General features: G+C 57.3%; 23 protein-coding genes. 21 read left to right on the top strand and 2 right to left on the bottom strand.

Translation table 11 applies throughout. The features are described 5' to 3' along the window. Positions 1-221: 221 nt before the first annotated feature. The 3 genes from AC3RLQ_RS03630 to AC3RLQ_RS03620 all read left to right on the top strand — a co-directional run bounded on the left by AC3RLQ_RS03630 (position 222) and on the right by AC3RLQ_RS03620 (position 2,615). On the top strand, positions 222-1,004 hold the full coding sequence (locus AC3RLQ_RS03630) for a hypothetical protein (RefSeq protein ID WP_493034448.1): 783 nt from the start codon (positions 222-224) through the stop codon (positions 1,002-1,004). A gap of 221 nt (positions 1,005-1,225) precedes the next feature. Further along, positions 1,226-2,011 carry a hypothetical protein gene (locus tag AC3RLQ_RS03625; RefSeq protein WP_493034446.1) on the top strand — a complete coding sequence of 262 codons (786 nt, stop codon included), beginning with the start codon at positions 1,226-1,228 and terminating at the stop codon, positions 2,009-2,011. A 7-nt stretch (positions 2,012-2,018) separates the two neighbouring features. Next, positions 2,019-2,615 (top strand): PIN domain-containing protein, encoded by a 597-nt coding sequence (locus AC3RLQ_RS03620; protein ID WP_493034444.1) that lies wholly within the window; start codon positions 2,019-2,021, stop codon positions 2,613-2,615. Between the two features lie 62 nt (positions 2,616-2,677). Here the strand turns inward: AC3RLQ_RS03620 and AC3RLQ_RS03615 are convergent, their stop codons facing one another. Together AC3RLQ_RS03615 and AC3RLQ_RS03610 are read right to left on the bottom strand one after the other, a co-directional pair. Then, complete coding sequence (locus tag AC3RLQ_RS03615) at positions 2,678-3,526, bottom strand: DUF3037 domain-containing protein (protein ID WP_493034442.1); 849 nt, start codon at positions 3,524-3,526, stop codon at positions 2,678-2,680. Beyond that, complete coding sequence (locus AC3RLQ_RS03610; RefSeq protein ID WP_493034440.1) at positions 3,523-4,308, bottom strand: HipA family kinase; 786 nt, start codon at positions 4,306-4,308, stop codon at positions 3,523-3,525. Before AC3RLQ_RS03610 ends, AC3RLQ_RS03615 begins: the two co-directional genes overlap by 4 nt. 155 nt (positions 4,309-4,463) lie before the next feature. Between AC3RLQ_RS03610 and AC3RLQ_RS03605 the strand changes: the two genes are divergently transcribed. The 18 genes from AC3RLQ_RS03605 to AC3RLQ_RS03520 all read left to right on the top strand — a co-directional run bounded on the left by AC3RLQ_RS03605 (position 4,464) and on the right by AC3RLQ_RS03520 (position 16,786). Continuing rightward, entirely contained in the window at positions 4,464-4,727 is a 264-nt protein-coding gene (locus tag AC3RLQ_RS03605) for a hypothetical protein (RefSeq protein ID WP_493034438.1), read from the top strand. Beyond that, on the top strand, positions 4,661-4,876 hold the full coding sequence (locus AC3RLQ_RS03600) for a type I restriction-modification enzyme R subunit C-terminal domain-containing protein (protein WP_493038812.1): 216 nt from the start codon (positions 4,661-4,663) through the stop codon (positions 4,874-4,876). The genes AC3RLQ_RS03605 and AC3RLQ_RS03600 overlap by 67 nt, the downstream gene beginning before the upstream one ends. Positions 4,877-5,076: 200 nt before the next feature. Further along, the gene (locus tag AC3RLQ_RS03595; protein ID WP_493034436.1) at positions 5,077-7,347 is read left to right on the top strand and encodes a collagen-like triple helix repeat-containing protein; all 2,271 of its coding nucleotides are present in this window, start codon (positions 5,077-5,079) and stop codon (positions 7,345-7,347) included. Between the two features lie 199 nt (positions 7,348-7,546). Beyond that, entirely contained in the window at positions 7,547-8,164 is a 618-nt protein-coding gene (locus AC3RLQ_RS03590) for a hypothetical protein (RefSeq protein ID WP_493034434.1), read from the top strand. Between the two features lie 230 nt (positions 8,165-8,394). Further along, positions 8,395-8,685, top strand: coding sequence for a spike base protein, RCAP_Rcc01079 family (locus AC3RLQ_RS03585; protein ID WP_493034432.1), 291 nt, complete (start codon positions 8,395-8,397; stop codon positions 8,683-8,685). A gap of 4 nt (positions 8,686-8,689) precedes the next feature. Further along, a complete protein-coding gene (locus AC3RLQ_RS03580) occupies positions 8,690-9,520 on the top strand; it encodes a hypothetical protein (RefSeq protein ID WP_493034430.1) in 831 nt (276 codons plus the stop codon). Between the two features lie 169 nt (positions 9,521-9,689). Then, positions 9,690-9,824: a hypothetical protein gene (locus AC3RLQ_RS03575; RefSeq protein ID WP_493034428.1), complete on the top strand. Its 135-nt coding sequence runs from the start codon at positions 9,690-9,692 to the stop codon at positions 9,822-9,824. 12 nt (positions 9,825-9,836) lie between these two features. Continuing rightward, positions 9,837-10,796, top strand: coding sequence for a hypothetical protein (locus tag AC3RLQ_RS03570; RefSeq protein WP_493034426.1), 960 nt, complete (start codon positions 9,837-9,839; stop codon positions 10,794-10,796). A gap of 2 nt (positions 10,797-10,798) precedes the next feature. Continuing rightward, positions 10,799-11,212: a hypothetical protein gene (locus AC3RLQ_RS03565; RefSeq protein ID WP_493034424.1), complete on the top strand. Its 414-nt coding sequence runs from the start codon at positions 10,799-10,801 to the stop codon at positions 11,210-11,212. Then, entirely contained in the window at positions 11,209-11,346 is a 138-nt protein-coding gene (locus AC3RLQ_RS03560) for a hypothetical protein (protein WP_493034422.1), read from the top strand. The genes AC3RLQ_RS03565 and AC3RLQ_RS03560 overlap by 4 nt, the downstream gene beginning before the upstream one ends. Before the next feature lie 21 nt (positions 11,347-11,367). Continuing rightward, on the top strand, positions 11,368-12,225 hold the full coding sequence (locus AC3RLQ_RS03555) for a hypothetical protein (RefSeq protein WP_493034420.1): 858 nt from the start codon (positions 11,368-11,370) through the stop codon (positions 12,223-12,225). Between the two features lie 208 nt (positions 12,226-12,433). Beyond that, positions 12,434-12,646 carry a hypothetical protein gene (locus AC3RLQ_RS03550; protein WP_493034418.1) on the top strand — a complete coding sequence of 71 codons (213 nt, stop codon included), beginning with the start codon at positions 12,434-12,436 and terminating at the stop codon, positions 12,644-12,646. Continuing rightward, positions 12,643-13,329 carry a hypothetical protein gene (locus AC3RLQ_RS03545; RefSeq protein WP_493034416.1) on the top strand — a complete coding sequence of 229 codons (687 nt, stop codon included), beginning with the start codon at positions 12,643-12,645 and terminating at the stop codon, positions 13,327-13,329. The genes AC3RLQ_RS03550 and AC3RLQ_RS03545 overlap by 4 nt, the downstream gene beginning before the upstream one ends. 129 nt (positions 13,330-13,458) lie before the next feature. Beyond that, the gene (locus AC3RLQ_RS03540; protein ID WP_493034414.1) at positions 13,459-13,755 is read left to right on the top strand and encodes a hypothetical protein; all 297 of its coding nucleotides are present in this window, start codon (positions 13,459-13,461) and stop codon (positions 13,753-13,755) included. Positions 13,756-13,886: 131 nt separating this feature from the next. Next, the gene (locus AC3RLQ_RS03535; RefSeq protein WP_493034411.1) at positions 13,887-14,060 is read left to right on the top strand and encodes a hypothetical protein; all 174 of its coding nucleotides are present in this window, start codon (positions 13,887-13,889) and stop codon (positions 14,058-14,060) included. Next, positions 14,057-14,557, top strand: a complete 501-nt coding sequence (locus tag AC3RLQ_RS03530) for a CHAP domain-containing protein (protein ID WP_493034409.1) — start codon at positions 14,057-14,059, stop codon at positions 14,555-14,557. The genes AC3RLQ_RS03535 and AC3RLQ_RS03530 overlap by 4 nt, the downstream gene beginning before the upstream one ends. Positions 14,558-14,825: 268 nt before the next feature. Beyond that, entirely contained in the window at positions 14,826-16,115 is a 1,290-nt protein-coding gene (locus tag AC3RLQ_RS03525; protein WP_493034407.1) for a transglycosylase domain-containing protein, read from the top strand. After that, positions 16,112-16,786 carry a hypothetical protein gene (locus AC3RLQ_RS03520; RefSeq protein WP_493034405.1) on the top strand — a complete coding sequence of 225 codons (675 nt, stop codon included), beginning with the start codon at positions 16,112-16,114 and terminating at the stop codon, positions 16,784-16,786. The genes AC3RLQ_RS03525 and AC3RLQ_RS03520 overlap by 4 nt, the downstream gene beginning before the upstream one ends. The last annotated feature ends 3 nt before the right edge of the window (positions 16,787-16,789 follow it).

Raw genomic sequence — 16,789 nt, 5'->3', positions numbered from 1 at the left:
GTGAGGGCGGTGTGGCGGGGACGTTCGACCGGAGCCGACAGAATGTCGGCGCTCCCAGCCCGGAGGCTTCCAGTGGTGGGCTGCGTGGGTTTTACCGGGGGCTTTGGCAGGTCTTGAAACAAATTGGTTGAACTTTCGAAAGTGGGACCCAATCGGTTATGGTAGGCCGTGGCATGTTTCTTCGGCTACCAGCTCCTACCACTACTCAACTTTACCAGACCATGGCTCTTTCTTCTTCTGCAAAAGCCCGCTCCGGCGGGGGCGTGACGCGCAGGCGTGTGAAGTCGCCGAAGAAGGGGGCGGAGGGCGCGGGCGTGGGGAATGCGGAGGGGGTGATGGGTGAGGAGCCAGTGGCGACGGCGGATGTGGCGGGGCGGGAGGATGCGTCCTTCACGGCGTGTTCGTCTGCTGCTGCGGAGGCGAAAACGGCGGGGCTGGGGCAAGCGGGGGCTGGGGCTTCGGCAACGGCTTCCGGGGTGGGCGCTGCGGGTGTGGGCACGGGGGCATCTGTGCCTGCGTGTTTGCGTCTGTGGCTGGCCCGGGCGCGGGCGCTGGGGCTGACGGAGCCGCAGGTGGTCTTTGAGCTGCATGTGCGCCAGGGGCTGCCGTTGCTGGATGTGGCGCGGGTGCTGGGTGTGGGACTGGAGGCGGTGCGTGAGCTGTGGCTGCAAAGCCGTGCGGCACGCGCCGCGCTGGCCCCGCAGTCGGAGCTGGATTTCACGTCGATCCGCGAGCACATCAGCGCGGCACTGTGGCAGACGGTGGAGGCGACGTTTCCGGATGTGATGTCGATGGCGGACGCCGACGAGGACGCCGATCCGCCCAACGCCTCGTCCCCGCCCATGCTGTCGGTGCGCTTGAAGGCGCTGGATCAGATCGCGAAGCTCTACGACATCACGCTGGAACAACGACCTGCGGCCTTTGCTCCCCTGCCCTACGCGACGCCGGATGATATTGCGGATGATGTGAGGATGAGGGTGCTGGAGATGCACCGGAGGGGGTGAGGGGGGGGTATGCAGTTCATCCGATGACATTAAATGCGGCCCTTTCGGCACGCAGCTTAGCCGCAATGAATTCAGAAATGAGGGCGTTCCACACCGTTTTCGAAGAGTGCTGCTGTGCCTAAATCTTAAGATTCGGCTAAAACAAAAAAGGAAACTACCGAGTGCAAAAAGCGCTTTGACGCCTACGTTCTAACCTCTCTTTTCTCCGACAGCGCCGCTCCATGTCCACTGCCACCGCCAGCCTCGCGTTTTCCCTCAACGACACCGTTGCGGGCGAGCCTCTTACGCCGAGCAACGTGGATCTGCCGACGCTGCGGCTCTTCTTGGAAGAGGTGGAGAAACTGGTGAAGGGGGATGAGCCGGGAGCCTCGCTGACGAACTCCAAGGTGCGACTGGAAAGCGGCTCGGTGCGTGTAGTGATCACGGCAGGATGCATGCTCATCTCCAGTGTTGGAGATGAAATGGCTCGCTTGGAGCGCAGCGGAGATCTGGACTTGATCCAGCCAAGGCGTGCACAGGTCATCGAGACCTGGCAGAAGCGGGCACAGCGCCAGCCAACGCTGTCCTACACGGTCAAAGATCTTTCCAATCCAGCGGCACGCCCACTGAAGGTGGAGAGTTCCAGCCCCTACCAGCATGGAGCGGAAAATGCGTGGGTGACAGTGGAAAAATATCTGGTGGGACATGTGGTGGACATGGGCGGCAAACAAGAGCCCAATGTACATCTGGTGCTGGCAGACACCGGCAGAATGATCCAGGTAAGCGCCACCGAGCAGCAATTGGCCGCTGAAGAGGAGAATCAGCTGTACCGTGACGTCACCCTGCGAGTGCAGGCGCAGCAGCATCTGAAAACACGCCAACTGCGTCGCGTCAAGCTGCTGGAGTTTCTGCACCGCACCGATGAAGTCGACCAGCAGGCATTGGAGCGCCTTTGGAAAAATGGCCGGGAGGCGTGGAAGGACGTACCGTCCGCCACGGCCTGGGTGGATGCTCTGAGGAACGCGTGACCCGACCATGAAACAAGTCTCTCTCGACACCAGCTTTCTGATCTCGTTTGCTGACCCCAGTCGGAAGAACCACAGCGTGGCAGTGGAATACTTCAATTACTGCCTCGGCAAGAGCGTTCCGATGAACTTGTCTGTAATCGCCGCCGGGGAATTTGAGGTGGGGCAACCAGTGACGGAACTGCCTTTGCGAAACTTCAGGATTCAGCCTTTCAACTTGCCGCATGCCATTCGTGCCGCGTCCTATTTCAAGGCTTTAAAGACAGGTCTCGGGTCTCTGGACAAGGCAGACGCCCGCCCGATGATCCTGAACGATTTGAAAATTCTGGCTCAGGCGGAGGAAGAAGGTGTGGGAATCATTCTGAGCGAAGACGCCAGCACCCTCTCCAAGTATGCCGAGCGTCTGAAGAAAGCCGGTCTATGCAAGCTGGAAGTGGTGCTTCTGAAGAATGGGTTTACCCCCGGAATGCTGGACAATCCGGCTCAAACAGAGATGTGCCTCGGCGCTCTTGCTGACGAGGAAATCTACGCGCCACCGGCTGAGGTTCCGATCGTGGGTTCTCATCCCGACGAAGAGCTGGATGTTCCATCAACTCACGAGAGGTAAGAAGGCTCAACGCTCTGGAGGTCCTGCAAATAATGTAGCTGACGCCATCGTGGCCGCATTGCTCAATACCAGCCGTCCGCCGCCAGTGAAACTATCTGATCAGTATCATCATCCTCGACAATGATGCCGCCATGCCGCCCCAAGGAGGTGACTACTTCCTTCGCTGCATAATGAAGATCTTGATGCACCCGTGATGGCATGTGCACGGCGAAAATGAACTTGTCCGGCATCTTTTTCATGCCTGTGATCAATTGCAGACGGTTCGCCCAGAGCTGGCCATGCTCGAGGATCTCGGTAGCGTCGTCTTTGCCGAGATCCAGCGGTTTGATGATGCGCTGTGGCGCATCGTTGCGAGTGAAAGCGTCCGAACAAAGAGGCACCTTCACGTGGTACAAGCCGCCACTGATGGTGTAGTTGCGCTTGAATTTTCTGTCCGGACGCAGGTTTTGCAGGGCCTCGTAATAGCGGCGTGCCATCACCTCTTCCTGATAAGCCTTCTGTTTGGCGAAGTGACGCTCCACATACTGGTCGAAAAGATTCTGCGCAAGTGCAGCGGGAGCGTCTGTCAGAATGGTGCGCACCTCCCCAAAACGGAAGACGGACTCGCGGGGCCTCACCATCTCCCGAAAAATGCGCCGCCCGAGCTCCGGGTCGGTTTTCTTTGCTGCGAGGTGCTGGACGCGCTCAAACTCGGCCTGCACAGCGGTTCGGGCCGCTAGGAACGGCGCTTTGTCGAGTTCAGGGAAGAAATCCGTGATTCGCTTGTGCTTCCTGTGCTCAATCTTTACTTCCATGAAGCCCGTCTCGGCACAATGCACGGCCACGCCCAGATTCACAAACTCCCCCGTTTCGGGATAGGGTTGGAACCGGAGCACCGCGTAATTGCAGACGTGTTTGGCGATGGATTTCATGGCAGTTTCCAAAAAGCCTCCGGTTCTTGCAACGGGAGCTGGAGCATTTCTAATACATCATTTTGGCTTAAATGCACGGGCAAACTGTCATCTCCATCCTGATAGAGCCATTCGTCTGGCAGCTCTCTGAACAGGCGGGGCACCGTTTCGAGCACTGCAGGCAGACTCTGCATCACTGCCTCCTGGAAACCTGGAGGCCAGGCCTTAAGCAGCCCCGCAAAGACGTGGTTATCGAGAAAGGAGCTCCGAGTAAAAAGAGGATCAAAGGCCAGATTGAAATCGATCACCCAGAGATACGGCACCATGTTTCCAGACGTCTCCCCGTTCCTGATCTCCGACTCGTGAGTGATCAACAAATTGGGGTTGCCTCCTAGGTCCGAGAGGGTTCGGTCATCATTCTGCAGCCAGTGGTCGATGAAAAGGACGCCAGCCATGACGTTAGGAGTCAATTTCCGCGCATCCTCCCAGGTGATCTCACGCGCGCGATCCACTTTCAACGAGGCAAACACTGGACCGGCACCGAGGTGCCGGATGTCGTCGCGGTCGCTCTGCGTCACGAGAGCTTGTGGCACCTCGGCAATCGTAAACTCTGGCAGTGCAAAGCCACTCAGTCGTGCTGCGATGTGGCGCGCCAGGCTGCCCGCCACCCATTCGCAACATAGAGAGATGAAGCCTGCATTGCGCCCCTTGACGTAATAGAGTTGCCCATCATCGCCACGGCAGATGAAGGGCTCTGTGCGTCCCTGCGCTGCCTTGCCCAGAACTTCGGTAATGGTGATCATGGAACCTGAGAAATGGCGGTGGGGGAATGATTCACTAAGAAGAAAGAGCCGTTGATTGACAGACCTTAGCAAACAACCTTGCTTTGCCAAGCGATCAGCATCCAACCCCTAAATACATTCCAACTTCCTCCTTCTCCAAGCCGAATGGCCTGTCTATGCTGGAAGAGCTGCGCAAGAAGCTGCGGCGGCTGGTGAAGCTCATTGAGAAGAAGCAGCGCAAGCCGCTCTACACGGACTTTGAAGATCAGATGGACGAGGTGTCCACCATTGAGCTTCCCGGATTTACTTCAGCAGACAGCTTTGAGCGTTTCCACTCAAGGCGCGCCACTTTACGAAAAAAGGCTCCGGATGGATTTCTCACGGGCGCATTTTCAGCGCGAATCAGATTCAGTTTCTCGATGAGGTCATCAATCACCTGACTGAGCACGGCAGCATGGATGCGGCACGGCTTTATGAATCGCCTTACACGGATTTTAATCCGCAGGGTGTGGATGGTGTGTTTGCGCCTGCACAAGTCCAGAAGCTGGTGGCGATTCTCGAAGAAGTGAGAGAAAGAGCGGTGGCTTGATCGCTTATGACACTGAGATTTTGAGGGTGAGCTGCCGCGAAGCGCTCAGCTGATGAACTTTTTTCGCGTGAAAAAAACATTTTCGCTTGCGCTTTGAAATCTGGGCCCAAGAATTGTTACCAGACAGCCTGACGGAGTGGAGAACTCGGAGGGGGAATTCAAAATGATTTTTTGGACCTCGATTTTTCCTTTTTCTTCGCATGCCTCTGCTCCCCTCTCCTCCCTCCGCCGCCGGCTCTTCTGCGGCCCATGGTTCCTCGCCTGCGCGGGGTTCTGCTGCTGACATCCTGGCGGCGCTGCGCGCGAAGGCGGCGCTGGTGCGCAAGCGGAAGAAGACGCCGCTGGAGGATGCGCTGGCGGCGGATGGGGGCACGCGTGCGGTGCGGCTGGTGCAGTGGGCGCGGACGCAGAAGGCGGGCTATGATGCGGGCCTGGTGCAATGGCGGGCGAACCGCCTGAAGTGGAGCCAGGAGGCGCAGGATATTTTTGACCACCGTGCCAGAGCGCGCCGTGAGAAGGCGGAGGTGGAGGATGCGCTGAGCATCTTTGAGATGGCGAATGATTCGGTGAACATCGTGGCTTCGCTGGCGGAGTTTGCGGCGGCGCAGGCGGAGCAGGACATCTATGGCGGGGAGCCGTGGTTCGCGGCGAATCCGGTGGGCCAGGCGGATACGAAGCTGGCGGATGACATCCAGCACCACCTGCAGTGGACGTTTCGCGATGGACGATTTGTGGATGCGCAGTGTCTGGGGATCGACCAGGCGGTGACGCTGGGGGAGTGCTTTATCAAGACGCTGTATGCGACGGATGTGGATGAGCATGAGGCGGCGACGCCGTGCCTGCATGCGGACGGGCAGCCGGTGGTGGATGCGCTGGGCGAGTATGTGACGAGCGATGCGCAGGTGAAAAAAATGGGCCGCCGCCTGAAGGGGAAGCTGGAGTGGAAGGAGGTGTATGAGACGCGACAGACGATCATCCGCCAGGGGGTGGAGGCGGTGCCGATCCACTTCAATGACATCAGCTTTCGTGAGGATGCGCCGGAGCTGGATCTGCGGCATACGAATGTGTATGTGAGCGTGGAGATGAGCACGTTTGAGGCGATGCGGCGCTTTCATCTTTCGAAGGAGGATGCGGTGCGGCTGGCGCGCTGCGCGGAGACGCGGATCTGCAGTGATGAGGAGGCGCAGCGTGAGCGGACGGCGGATGCGACGGTGACGTGCGCACCGGCGGAGGAGCCGCTGGGCGAGGTGGAGGCGGAGCAGCTGCTGAACACTCGCGTAAGGCTGATCGAGGCATACATCCGTGCGGATGTGACGGGCACGGGCAAGGAGGCGCGGATGTGCATGGTCTTCCCGCCTTATCATGAGGACTGGATCATCTGGGCGGACTATCTGGCGAACATTTCGCCGAAGGCTGAGCTGCCGATCAAGTGTGATGTGTGGGAGCCTGTGCCGCACCGGCTTTATGGTCGGGGATTTTTCGCGAAGTATGCGTATCTGCAGACGGCGACGGACAATCTGTGGAACCAGGTGAACTTCCGCAATGAGATGCATGCGAATCCGCTGACGGCGGTGCATGAGGAGAATCTGCAAACGGATGAGGACGGTGGCGAGATGGTGATCGGCCCGGGGAAGACGCTGCGCCCGAAGGCGGGGAAGCGGCTGGGGGATTGCATCGAGTTTGCGATGCTGCCGGATGCGGATAATCGGAGCCTGGAGCTGTTTCAAACGGGGATGCAGCTGGCGCAGTTGAGGAGCGGGATCACGAGTGCGAGCCAGGGGGATTTATCAAGCGTGCCGGAATCGAACACGGCGACGGGGATCAAGTCTTTGATCAGTCGTGCAGCAGTGCTGCTGAAGAAGCCGATCCGGAGGCTGCGGAGATCGAAGGGCCGGGGCTTCAGCTATGCGGTGAAGCTGCACTACGCGAACTTTGACCGCGCGGAGGCTTTTGTGTGGGGCGAGGGACACAACAAGGAGCTGGTGACCATCACCCCGGAGCATGTGCGTGACCTGGACATTGATGTGGAGATGCTGCTGACGCAGGAGCAGAACCAGAACAAGCTGCAGGGCGCGCAGGTGATGATGCAGCAGCTGCAGGGCTACTCGGGCATGCCGGAGGTGGACAAGGCGGGCGCACGCGTGGGCGTGGTGCAGGCGCTGAAGGCGCTGGAATTCTCCAACGCGGAGGAGATGGTGCGCAAGCCGGTGGTGACGCTGGAGAGCTGCCTGCCGCTGCTGCCGCCTGAGGAGGCGCAGAAGCTGAAGGGCCTGATGGCTCTGCAACAGCAGCAGGAGCAGGCGGCCGCGCAGCAGCAACAGCAGGCGCCGGGTGCGGCACCGGATCAAGGTGCCGCGCCGGGTGCGCCGCCGATGCCAGGGGCTGGTATGGCGGGTGCGCCGGGGATGATGCCGCCTGGGGCGGGCATGCCGGGTGGTGCGCCGATGCCGGGGGCGCCGGGACAGGCGTGAGATTATGAAGCGTGGATGAACGAGCAGGGACAATCAGACTATCAGACGATGAGACTCCAGTTTTTACACACTCCATGCTTGCTCACAGCGGGCCGCGTTAGCAGCGCGCAGTGATCGAGGACGAGTTCGAGTAGGAGGACGAGGACGATTTTCAGTTAACGAACAACCAAGGACAAAGAACACAACACACACTACTACCATGAAGAAGCACACACTGCTATTGTTTGTCATCGCCACAGCCATTGCCACGACCGCCCTGGGGGTGGACAGCGTGGATGTGATGCTGCGGAAGATTTTCGGCACGGACGCCGCACCGATCGCGCCGCCGCTGTCGCTCACGAGCCATGCGCTGGTGGGCAGGGACAACCGCGTGGTGGTCAATGCCTATCATGGGGCACTGGAGTTTCAGGGCAGTTCGTTTGACAGCAAGGTGACGACCCTGGCGATCACGAACCCGAGCGCGAGCCGCACGGTGACCTTTCCGGATGGCAGCGGCACGGTGAGCCTGCAGCGCACAACGGCGCTGGCGGCGGGGAGCACGGTGAGCTTTGCGCCGGCAGCGAGCGTCTCCTGCTACACGCTGACGCCGGGGGAGGATGAGACGATCAACGCGGTGACGACGGGGGCGGTGTCGGGGAGGACGTATGCCCTGGTGATCACCACCAGCGGGACGACGAGCCGCACGCTGACGTTTTCGACGAACTTCAAGACGACGGGCACGCTGGCCACGGGGACGACGAGCGCGAAGACGTTTGTCATCACCTTCATCTTTGACGGCACTTCCTTCAACGAGGTGAGCCGCACGACGGCGATGTGAGCTGCCATGCGCCGCTCGGCACTCATCATTCAACACGCACCACTTTGCTACTTCGATAATCCAGCACTTCGATACTCCACGAATCCCCTCCTCCACCCGGCTCGTGTTTGCGATACGCAATGATCGAGGACGAGTAGGAGAACGAGAACGAGGACGAGGACGAACGCCAGACAAACCGCATCATTCCGTATTCAGCACTTCAAATTCAACCCTAACACCCATCGCATACCATGCCTGCCTCACAACGCCGCACACCGCTTGATCCCATGTCCATCCCCGGAGCTCTCCAGGAGATGGTGCCCAACTCGTCCTTTCGCGCGGTCACGCCGTCTGACACCTCCGCCATCAAAGGGGGCCCGGCGCGCGCGCTCTATGTGGGCGGCACGGGCGATGTGGTGGCCATCAACGAAAACGGAGTGGCCGTGAAATTTGCGGGCGTGCCTGCGGGCGCCGTGCTGCCCATCGCGACCTCCCGCGTGAACGCCACGAACACGACGGCCACGAACATTGTTGCACTGTGATGTTATGATCGGACTCGGACATGCCCTCTCGCACTCGCTCGCCCCACAGGGGGGGGGGGGGGCGCTGCCGTTTGTAGGTGCGCTGGATGCGCTGACCAGCGGTTTGCGCGATGCGTGGAGTGTGGTGCGGCGTCCGTTGTCCTCATACACAGGACCCTTGGTGCAGGTTCGGCGCGAGTCGGACGATGAGGAAATGCTGATTTACACCGGTGCCAATGGTCTGCTGGATGTAGCTTCAGCAGCAAGCTTCAAGGGAGACTCAATTCTGCGCGTGATTACCGTGTTCGGTGTCAACGGCTGGAAAAATCTAACTCAAACGACAGCCGAGAAGCAACCCCAGTTGATTCTCACGGGAGGCATCAACGGTGGGCCGTCAGTGCTTAAAGATGGCTATTCCCAGAATCTGCTTTTAGACTTCTGTCTTCAACTAGGGGATTCTTGCTACCTCATTGAGCAGTCTCTCGATCCCCAACCCTGGCAGTGCGGGTTTACACGTGAAGGCTGGGCAGGTCAGGAATTTTTTATCAGCTCTGGAACCACCAATCGAGGACAGTTTAACATGGGCACGGATGTTGTTCCAACACTAGGAACAACAGACGCAGTGTGTGAAATTTTCGCCAATACCAATGGAGCGCCGGTGAGATGCTGGTCAAACGGCGTGGACGTGGCACCCGGAGCTACGCAAAATGGGTCTATCATATGGCTCACTCAGAACTCTGTATTTTCCACCTCGAACGGCAATCAGCTTTTTGCTGAACTGGGCATCTGGAATTACGGCTTTGGTGACGCGGACGCAGCGGCGCTATGGTCACAAACCAACCCTGCGAATCTATGATGACCTGCATTCCAGCCTCAGAGGCAGAGCCACTAAGCACGGACTTTGAGGCAGCTCCGGCGCAGCCCGCATTAGTTGCGAAGATGCTGGTGGCATCATCAAACCATATCGCATGGAACCTCCCCGTCCGGCATGAACGGCGCATCACTCTCACTCCACTCCCTCTACCATGATCGGACTCGGACAGGCTTTGTCACTCGTGCTGGCGCCCAAGGGGACGGGCGGACCGCCTTGGATCCTCGCGAATGGCGCGTGGAATGACACAGGCATCTGGAATGACGCAGCAAACTGGACGGACTCTTAACACATCTCACTTATGTCACTCGACACCCTGAACAATGGCGACAGCGGGCTGGAGGCACGCACGAAGATCAATGCGGCGATTGCCGCCATCAATGCGGCACCTTTTCAATCCCAGGCGTGGATTGAGCCGGGTACTGGCAACGACGGGACGGGGGTGATTGAGGACTCCGGCAAGCCGTTTGCCAGCATCCAAGCAGCATATAATGCTGGAGCCAGAATCTTTCACATTGGGAAGGGGAGCGCTGGTGATCTTATTCTTTCCCCGCTGGGTGACAGCATTCAGTTGGTGGGTTTGGGCAGCGAGATATCGAGCGTGGGGATGATCAGTGCGGCTCCGACTTCGTATGTGACATACAGTATTCGTGGCAACGGCGTTGCCGCGATCAAGATCGACGGTATCGGCATCACGGCTCCACCAACACCCAATGACAGCCCTGCGGCGTTCAACGATGGCGTTCTGAACATCAAGGGATTCACATGCTCGGGCAATATTGAATTTCGGGCACCTGCCGGGGGGGATGGGCATGGCGGAAATAATGTTTCATCTCCAGATACTCCCACGACAGGTACCAACGGTCAAAATGGTGGGGCCGGACCCCACATCTACGCGGAAGACGTGGTGGCGAGTGCCTGCTTGTCTTTCGCAGGTGGCGGTGGACATGGTGGGAATGGCGGGGATTCGACTGATGACTCCACTAGCGGTGCTCCTGGGGCAAATGGTGGCGATGGCGGATATGCAGGCAGCGTGGATGCCATCAGATGCGTCTTCTATCAAATCGGCGCTGCTGCTGGAGATGGTGGAACTGGCGGATTTGGCGGAGCCGGTTCACCCGACGGATCACCTGGATCTGATGGGACACATGGACCCTATGGCTCCATCAGCGCGAGATTTTGTGATATTACCACCGCGCTCTCTTACAGCGAGACACCCAACATCCAATTCTCTGCATTGGCAGACGCTTGGAGCGCATAGCCATGAAACTCCCTCTTGATCCCTCCCACTTCGAGGTGCCCGTCTCTCTCGCCACCTGCATCCTCGGTGCGGCGGTGAGTGCGCTGGGCATCGTGGCGGCCACGGTGGCGGGGTGGTATGTGCGGCTGGCGAGCATTGATCCGCAGGAGCTGGCGATCCAGCCGCTGCATGTGGTGCTCATCGGGTTCATCATCGCGCTGGCGGGGTTCATCGTGCTGATCCTGCGCGCGGTCTGGGGCAAGGGCATCGAGACGGTGAACCGCTTCAGCGATGCGCTCAACAACCAGGCGCAGCAGATCGCGGAGCTCATCGACCTGCAGACGAAGCGGGTGGAGAAGCTGGAGACGCTGAGCTTTGACGCCCTGCGGGACGCCGCCATGCAGGCCAGCAATACCACAACACACCACAAGCCATGATCGGAATCGGAAACGCCCTGTCTCTGGCGCTGGCTCCCTCCGGGGCGCCGGGCGGCACGCCATGGATCCTCGCGAATGGCGCGTGGAATGACACGGGCGCCTGGGACGACGCCGCAGACTGGAAGGACTCTTAACTTTTTCAACTCATCACACTTATGTCACTCGACACCCTGAACAACGGCGACAGCGGGCTGGAGGCGCGCACGAAGATCAATGCGGCGATTGCGGCGGTGAATGCGGGCGGCGGCGCAAATCTGGTGCGCAGCAAGGGCACACTGACAGGCCATACCTACCCCGCGGTGGATGCCACCCCCGGCCACGGAGGCGCTTATTTTAATGAGTGGTCGCCATCCGGCACGGGGACAGTTGTCATCAACATTCAAAGCATCCCCTACACTTTCACCTTTGATTATGCCGACCCGATGAACGGGTCCTATTTTATCGACATGACCGGTTTCTCAAGCGCCGATGACGCAGCCAATGCATTTTATTCTGCTGTATCCTCGGCTCTTTCAGGTGTGGTGCAGAATCTTTCCCTGGACTGGCGGACAGTCGCTTTTGACACGATTGCCACCGGATCAGGCGCCACGGTGACAGTGTCGGTAAGTTTATCGGGCAGCGGGGGAATTTACACCAACGGGGCGGATGGTTATGCCGCAACCGGTGGCACCCAGAGCATTGACCTCATCCCTGCGGACGGCACAAAGACCCTCAAACCGGTTCGCATCTGGGTCTATTCTGAGGATCAAAGCCAGGCATCATTCGCTGGTGTTTTTGTCGCACTGAGACTGATGGTCGGGGGCTCTGCCTATGAGCTTGGAAAGATTGCAGGCACATCCTTTGGAGGTGCGGAACTGGCCCCGTTTTTGAACACGACCGATGTGAACATCGCTCAAGAATGGTTTGCCGGACGCGCATCCGCCAAGCTGACTGCTTATCTTGGAAATGAAGAAGGCTACACCATTCCCGTCGGCGGACAGGTGACGGTCTATGCCATCGCTGAGCAGGCATGACACTCAAACACATGAACGCGTCTCAAAAGAAACCTTCGCCGCACCTGCACAGGAGGCGCCCCCTTTGAAGCATCCTGATTTATGAGCTCTTCTGCCCCCATGAACGACTCCAAGACTCCCGATACGCTGCTCACGCCATTTGGCCTGTCCGGGATGCTGGTGGTGCTGGTGGTGGCACACCTTGCGGCGCGCAAAATGGCCAGCCAGCATGAAATGCAAATCTCAGCGCTGGAGCCCGCCGGGGTGCTCTGTGAGCGCGGCGCGCGTGAAGATGAGGAACGTGATCATCTCCATGCAGACGAAGGTCATCGCGGATCTCACCGGGAAGATCAAGCGCAACGACGAACGGCCCGTCTCCCCCATCACGCCGCCCTGCCGTGCACCCGCGTTTGAGAAGGCACTCACACACCACAAGTCATGAACACGCGCACCTGCTACATCGCCATCAACGGCATTCGCACCAATCCCGGAGATGCGGAGGGATGGACGGACCGGTTTGTGACGTGGATCAACACGCGGCTGCCGGACGGGGTGGTGGCGGAGAAGTTTGAGTATGCGTGCAGCGCGCTGCTGCGGCGGCTGCGCCAGCGGGAGCGTGCGGATGAGATTTCCAAGAAGGTGGGCTACTACCGGCGCGCGGGCTACCGCCTGGTGCTGGTGGGGCACAGCAACGGCTGCGACCTCATCGCGCGCGTGCTGGAGGCCTGCGGGGCGGAGATCGATGCGGCGCACCTCATCGCTCCGGCGGCGGATGAGGAGGACTTTGCGGAGGCCATCCGCGAGGGGCTGATCCGCCGCATCCACATCTACGGCAGCCGGCATGACGGCGCGCTGCGATTTGCCGCCGCCACGCGCCCGCTCATCGGCTGGCTGGGCCTGGGCTACGGCTCGCTGGGCCTGCGCGGGCGGGAGTTTGCCGCGCTCTTCCCCGAGGTGGTGCAGGACCACAGCGACGACTCCTGCGGCCACTCCACCTGGCTGCAGCGCGGCGTGCAGTTTGAGTCGCTGATGCAGGCCATCAGCCGGAACGACCTCGCAGACCCTCGAATACCATATCCTACCATCCTGCACGGCGAAGAGTGGAGGCCTGGAGACGTGGTGTGAATGACGAATGACGAATGACGAATGACGAAACTGAGAACTGAGAACTGAGAACTGAGAACTGAGAACTGAGAACTGAGAACTGAGAACTGAGAACCAAGAACCAAGAACCAAGAACCAAGAACTAATCCCATGAAAACCCACGCACCCCTCCTTGTCATCGCCGCCTTTGCGGCCGCCCTGGCCCTCGGCTCCTGCACGAGTCCGGCCATCATGAAAATCACCACGCCCGCCGTGCAGGCGCAGATCATCGGAGATGTGGAGAAGGATCTCCTGGCCGGTGGCGGCGCGCTGCTGATCTCCGGCGGCAGCACCAGCGCCGCCGTGGCCGCCATGTCTGCGCAGGAGGTGCGAAACATCCCTGCGCTGCAGCAGGCGCTGTCTGCCCAGGTTTCAGCCAAAAGTCCCGCTGCGGCCGTGGCGCCATGAATGCGCTGATCGGCATCGCCGCGGTGGGCCTGCTCCTGTGGGGCATGCATCTGCTGCTGGACCACAAACCACCGCCGACTGAACTCTGAACATCGAATTCCCCCCGGCCTTTCACCTTCAACTCTCATCCCATGAGCGCCTTATCCGAGACCTACGCCGCCCAGTTCCACGACTGCAGCATCAAGACAGAGCACGCCGCCGAGGTGCAAAACATCCCGGCCCTGCAGATGGCGCTGCCGACAGCTGCGGCTGCGAAGAACCCACATATGGCTGCGGCAGCAACCTCCAATCCATTGATGCTATGAGCACCATACTCCCATCAGCCGTCGTTCATGCTGCCTCGAAAGAGATCGGCGTTGAAGAAGTCAACGGAACCAACTGTGGACCACGTGTAGATCAATACAAGGCCGCAACGGTGCTCCCACCACACGAGCAGTGGCCGTGGTGTGCAGCCTTTGTGGACTGGTGCGTTCTACAGGCCATGATAGCCACAGGCATTAAGGAAACACCGACGTTTAAGCGACCTAAAACCGCAAGCGCTTGGGATTTAGAGCAATGGTCTTTAAAGCAAGATGAAACGACAAATACCAAACGAAATCCCGGCACGGATATCAAAGCCGGTGACATCGTGATTTTCACCTTTTCACACGTGGGTATTGCCACGGGGGAACCGGATCCATCCGGACTAGTGCCGACTATCGAGGGAAATACTGACGGGGGAGGATCCCGAGAAGGAGGAATCGTGATGAACAAAAAGCGTCGCCTTTCACAAATAAAGACTCGCGTCAGGTTCACAATTTAAATGACACCTTCAGTTTCCGCTGAGGGTGAGTTGTGTGCTTTATACCGACGTCGTCAGAACTCGGTCAAAACTCCTTGCCAGGCAATTCGACACTTTCCAACGCCCGGCTTGGAGTTTGCTGCTGTGCCGCTCAATAGGTTGCTGGTGAATCATCTAGCGTTATATCTCAACCGCTTTAAATGAGCGGTCTTTTCACGCTAAACTGGCTACCAAACTCATTTTTTTGTTTCATAATTGATTTCTTCTGGAAAAGTGATGATCACCAGAAGTGAGTTTTCATTCATTCGAAAATAATGCGCCTGAATTGGCACCCACGATTGAATTATCTTTCGACGACGCTCCATACAATCCAGAGGCAGTTCGACGAATATCTGAAATTTTACGGCTTCGGAGCATCTGTTGCGAATTTTTTACTGTCGGCAATGCAATCAAGGAGCGTAGCGAAGTGTTGCGAGTGCTGCACGATAGCGGTCATGGCGTTCAAAATCACTCATGGAGCCATTGCCGCCTAGATCGTTTAGGGCAAAACGCCGTTAGATTTGAACTTGAGCAAACACAGCGAGCAATATTCGATGCAATCTCAGTTCTACCAACCAAGTTCCGTTCGCCATTTGGCGCTGGCAGTTGGAACCGCTTAGACGCGCCAGTTCTTTGGAATGAAATCGAGCGCCTCGGCCTTCGAAATTTTTCCTGGGATATAGATTCTGACGACTGGAGAAGCCCAAAGGGCATTTCTCCCGCAAAAATTGAAGGCATTCGTCTTCAAATTTTGCAAAAAGTCGATCGGAAGCATCTCGTAATCCTCTTGCACGCAACAACGGAGACTGCCAACGACCTTCCGAACCTCCTCAAACAACTGCACAATTGGAACTTAAAAGTCGTATCGTCTGGCACCCTGTGTAAATCAACCAACCTCAGCGACGCGCCATCGAGGGCATTAGTTCTAAAATCTTTGAAACAGCATCGAGAGCGAAGATTTCGCTTCATCTGGAATGCCACCGAAGCAAATTTTCGACGCCTGAAGAGCTCATATGAAGGGAAAGGATCCTTCAATTTGCCCGATCCACTTGTTGCCACACTCGTGGCCGGTGAGGACAAGCGGTACCTCCGACATCTGGGCTTCGATGTTTTTGCGATTGGGCGGGCGTGCTGGCATCGTCTTCTTGGAAGACGCGAAGGCGCTAGTACTATTCCGCAGCAACTTACCAGGGTGTTAACTGGCAGATATGAGCGGTCAATTTCTCGAAAGCTATTGGAAATCCGTATTGCATTTCGCATGTCACGCACATTCACAAAAATTGAGATTGCCACACTTTATCTTCACATTGCTTATTATGGCTGGCGAATGAACACGCTTCAGCAGGCAGCCGACCGATTAAACATACAACTTTCGTCATGCAACTTCGAAGATGCAGCAAAGCTTGTGGCTAGATTAAAGTACCCTCAGTCCAAAAATGTATCCCCTACGAAGAAGAATAATATATTATCCCGAGAAAAACACCTGATTAAGTTAGTCAAAAAAACTCCACTTGTAGACTTACTCCCCTCAACCCTATGAAGCCTTTTGATCTGACCGAATCTGCTCGCAATTTCAAGGATAGGTACCCTTCACTTTCAGCATTTAAAAAGTTTCACACCGAGGCTGAGTATACAGAAAAATTGGGCGTTCACCGAGCCTGGCTTACAGAAGGAATTCCCTGCGTTTTCTCTGAAATGCCACTGCTTTTCGAAAAAATTCGTGAGCTTATTGGAAATTCAGTAGGCGTTCACCCTAGCGACATAAAACTGGTTGGTAGCGCAAGAACAGGGTATTCTTTGGATCCCTCTAAAAACGGCGACTTTTTTTCTGCCAACTCGGATCTAGATCTCGCTATTGTTTCATATGATTATTTTTTGGAATGCACAGAACAATTTCTCAAGTTTAAAAGCGATTTTAAGCACAAACTAATTAGTCCCGACAACTCTAAGCAAGCCGATTTGTGGCCAGAGATTATTGAAGACATTGACAATCAAAGGATTAATAGAGGATTTGTAGACATTTGGAAAATTCCCACTAAGCCAGGTTACACAACCGCAAGAAAAGCCATTCAAGCATGTGATGTAGTGACTCAGAAACTAAAAGTGACACCTTTAGTGCCTAAAGTGAGGGAGTGTTCAATTCGAGTTTATAGAGACACTAAATCATTTATGAGACAGAATAATATTAATTTTTTGACTTGCTTTAGTTGATTA

Source organism: Prosthecobacter sp. GW821-HT29F12 (assembly GCF_058803405.1).
Note: the sequence above shows the minus strand (reverse complement) of the source record. Positions and strands in the feature narration are given on the sequence as shown.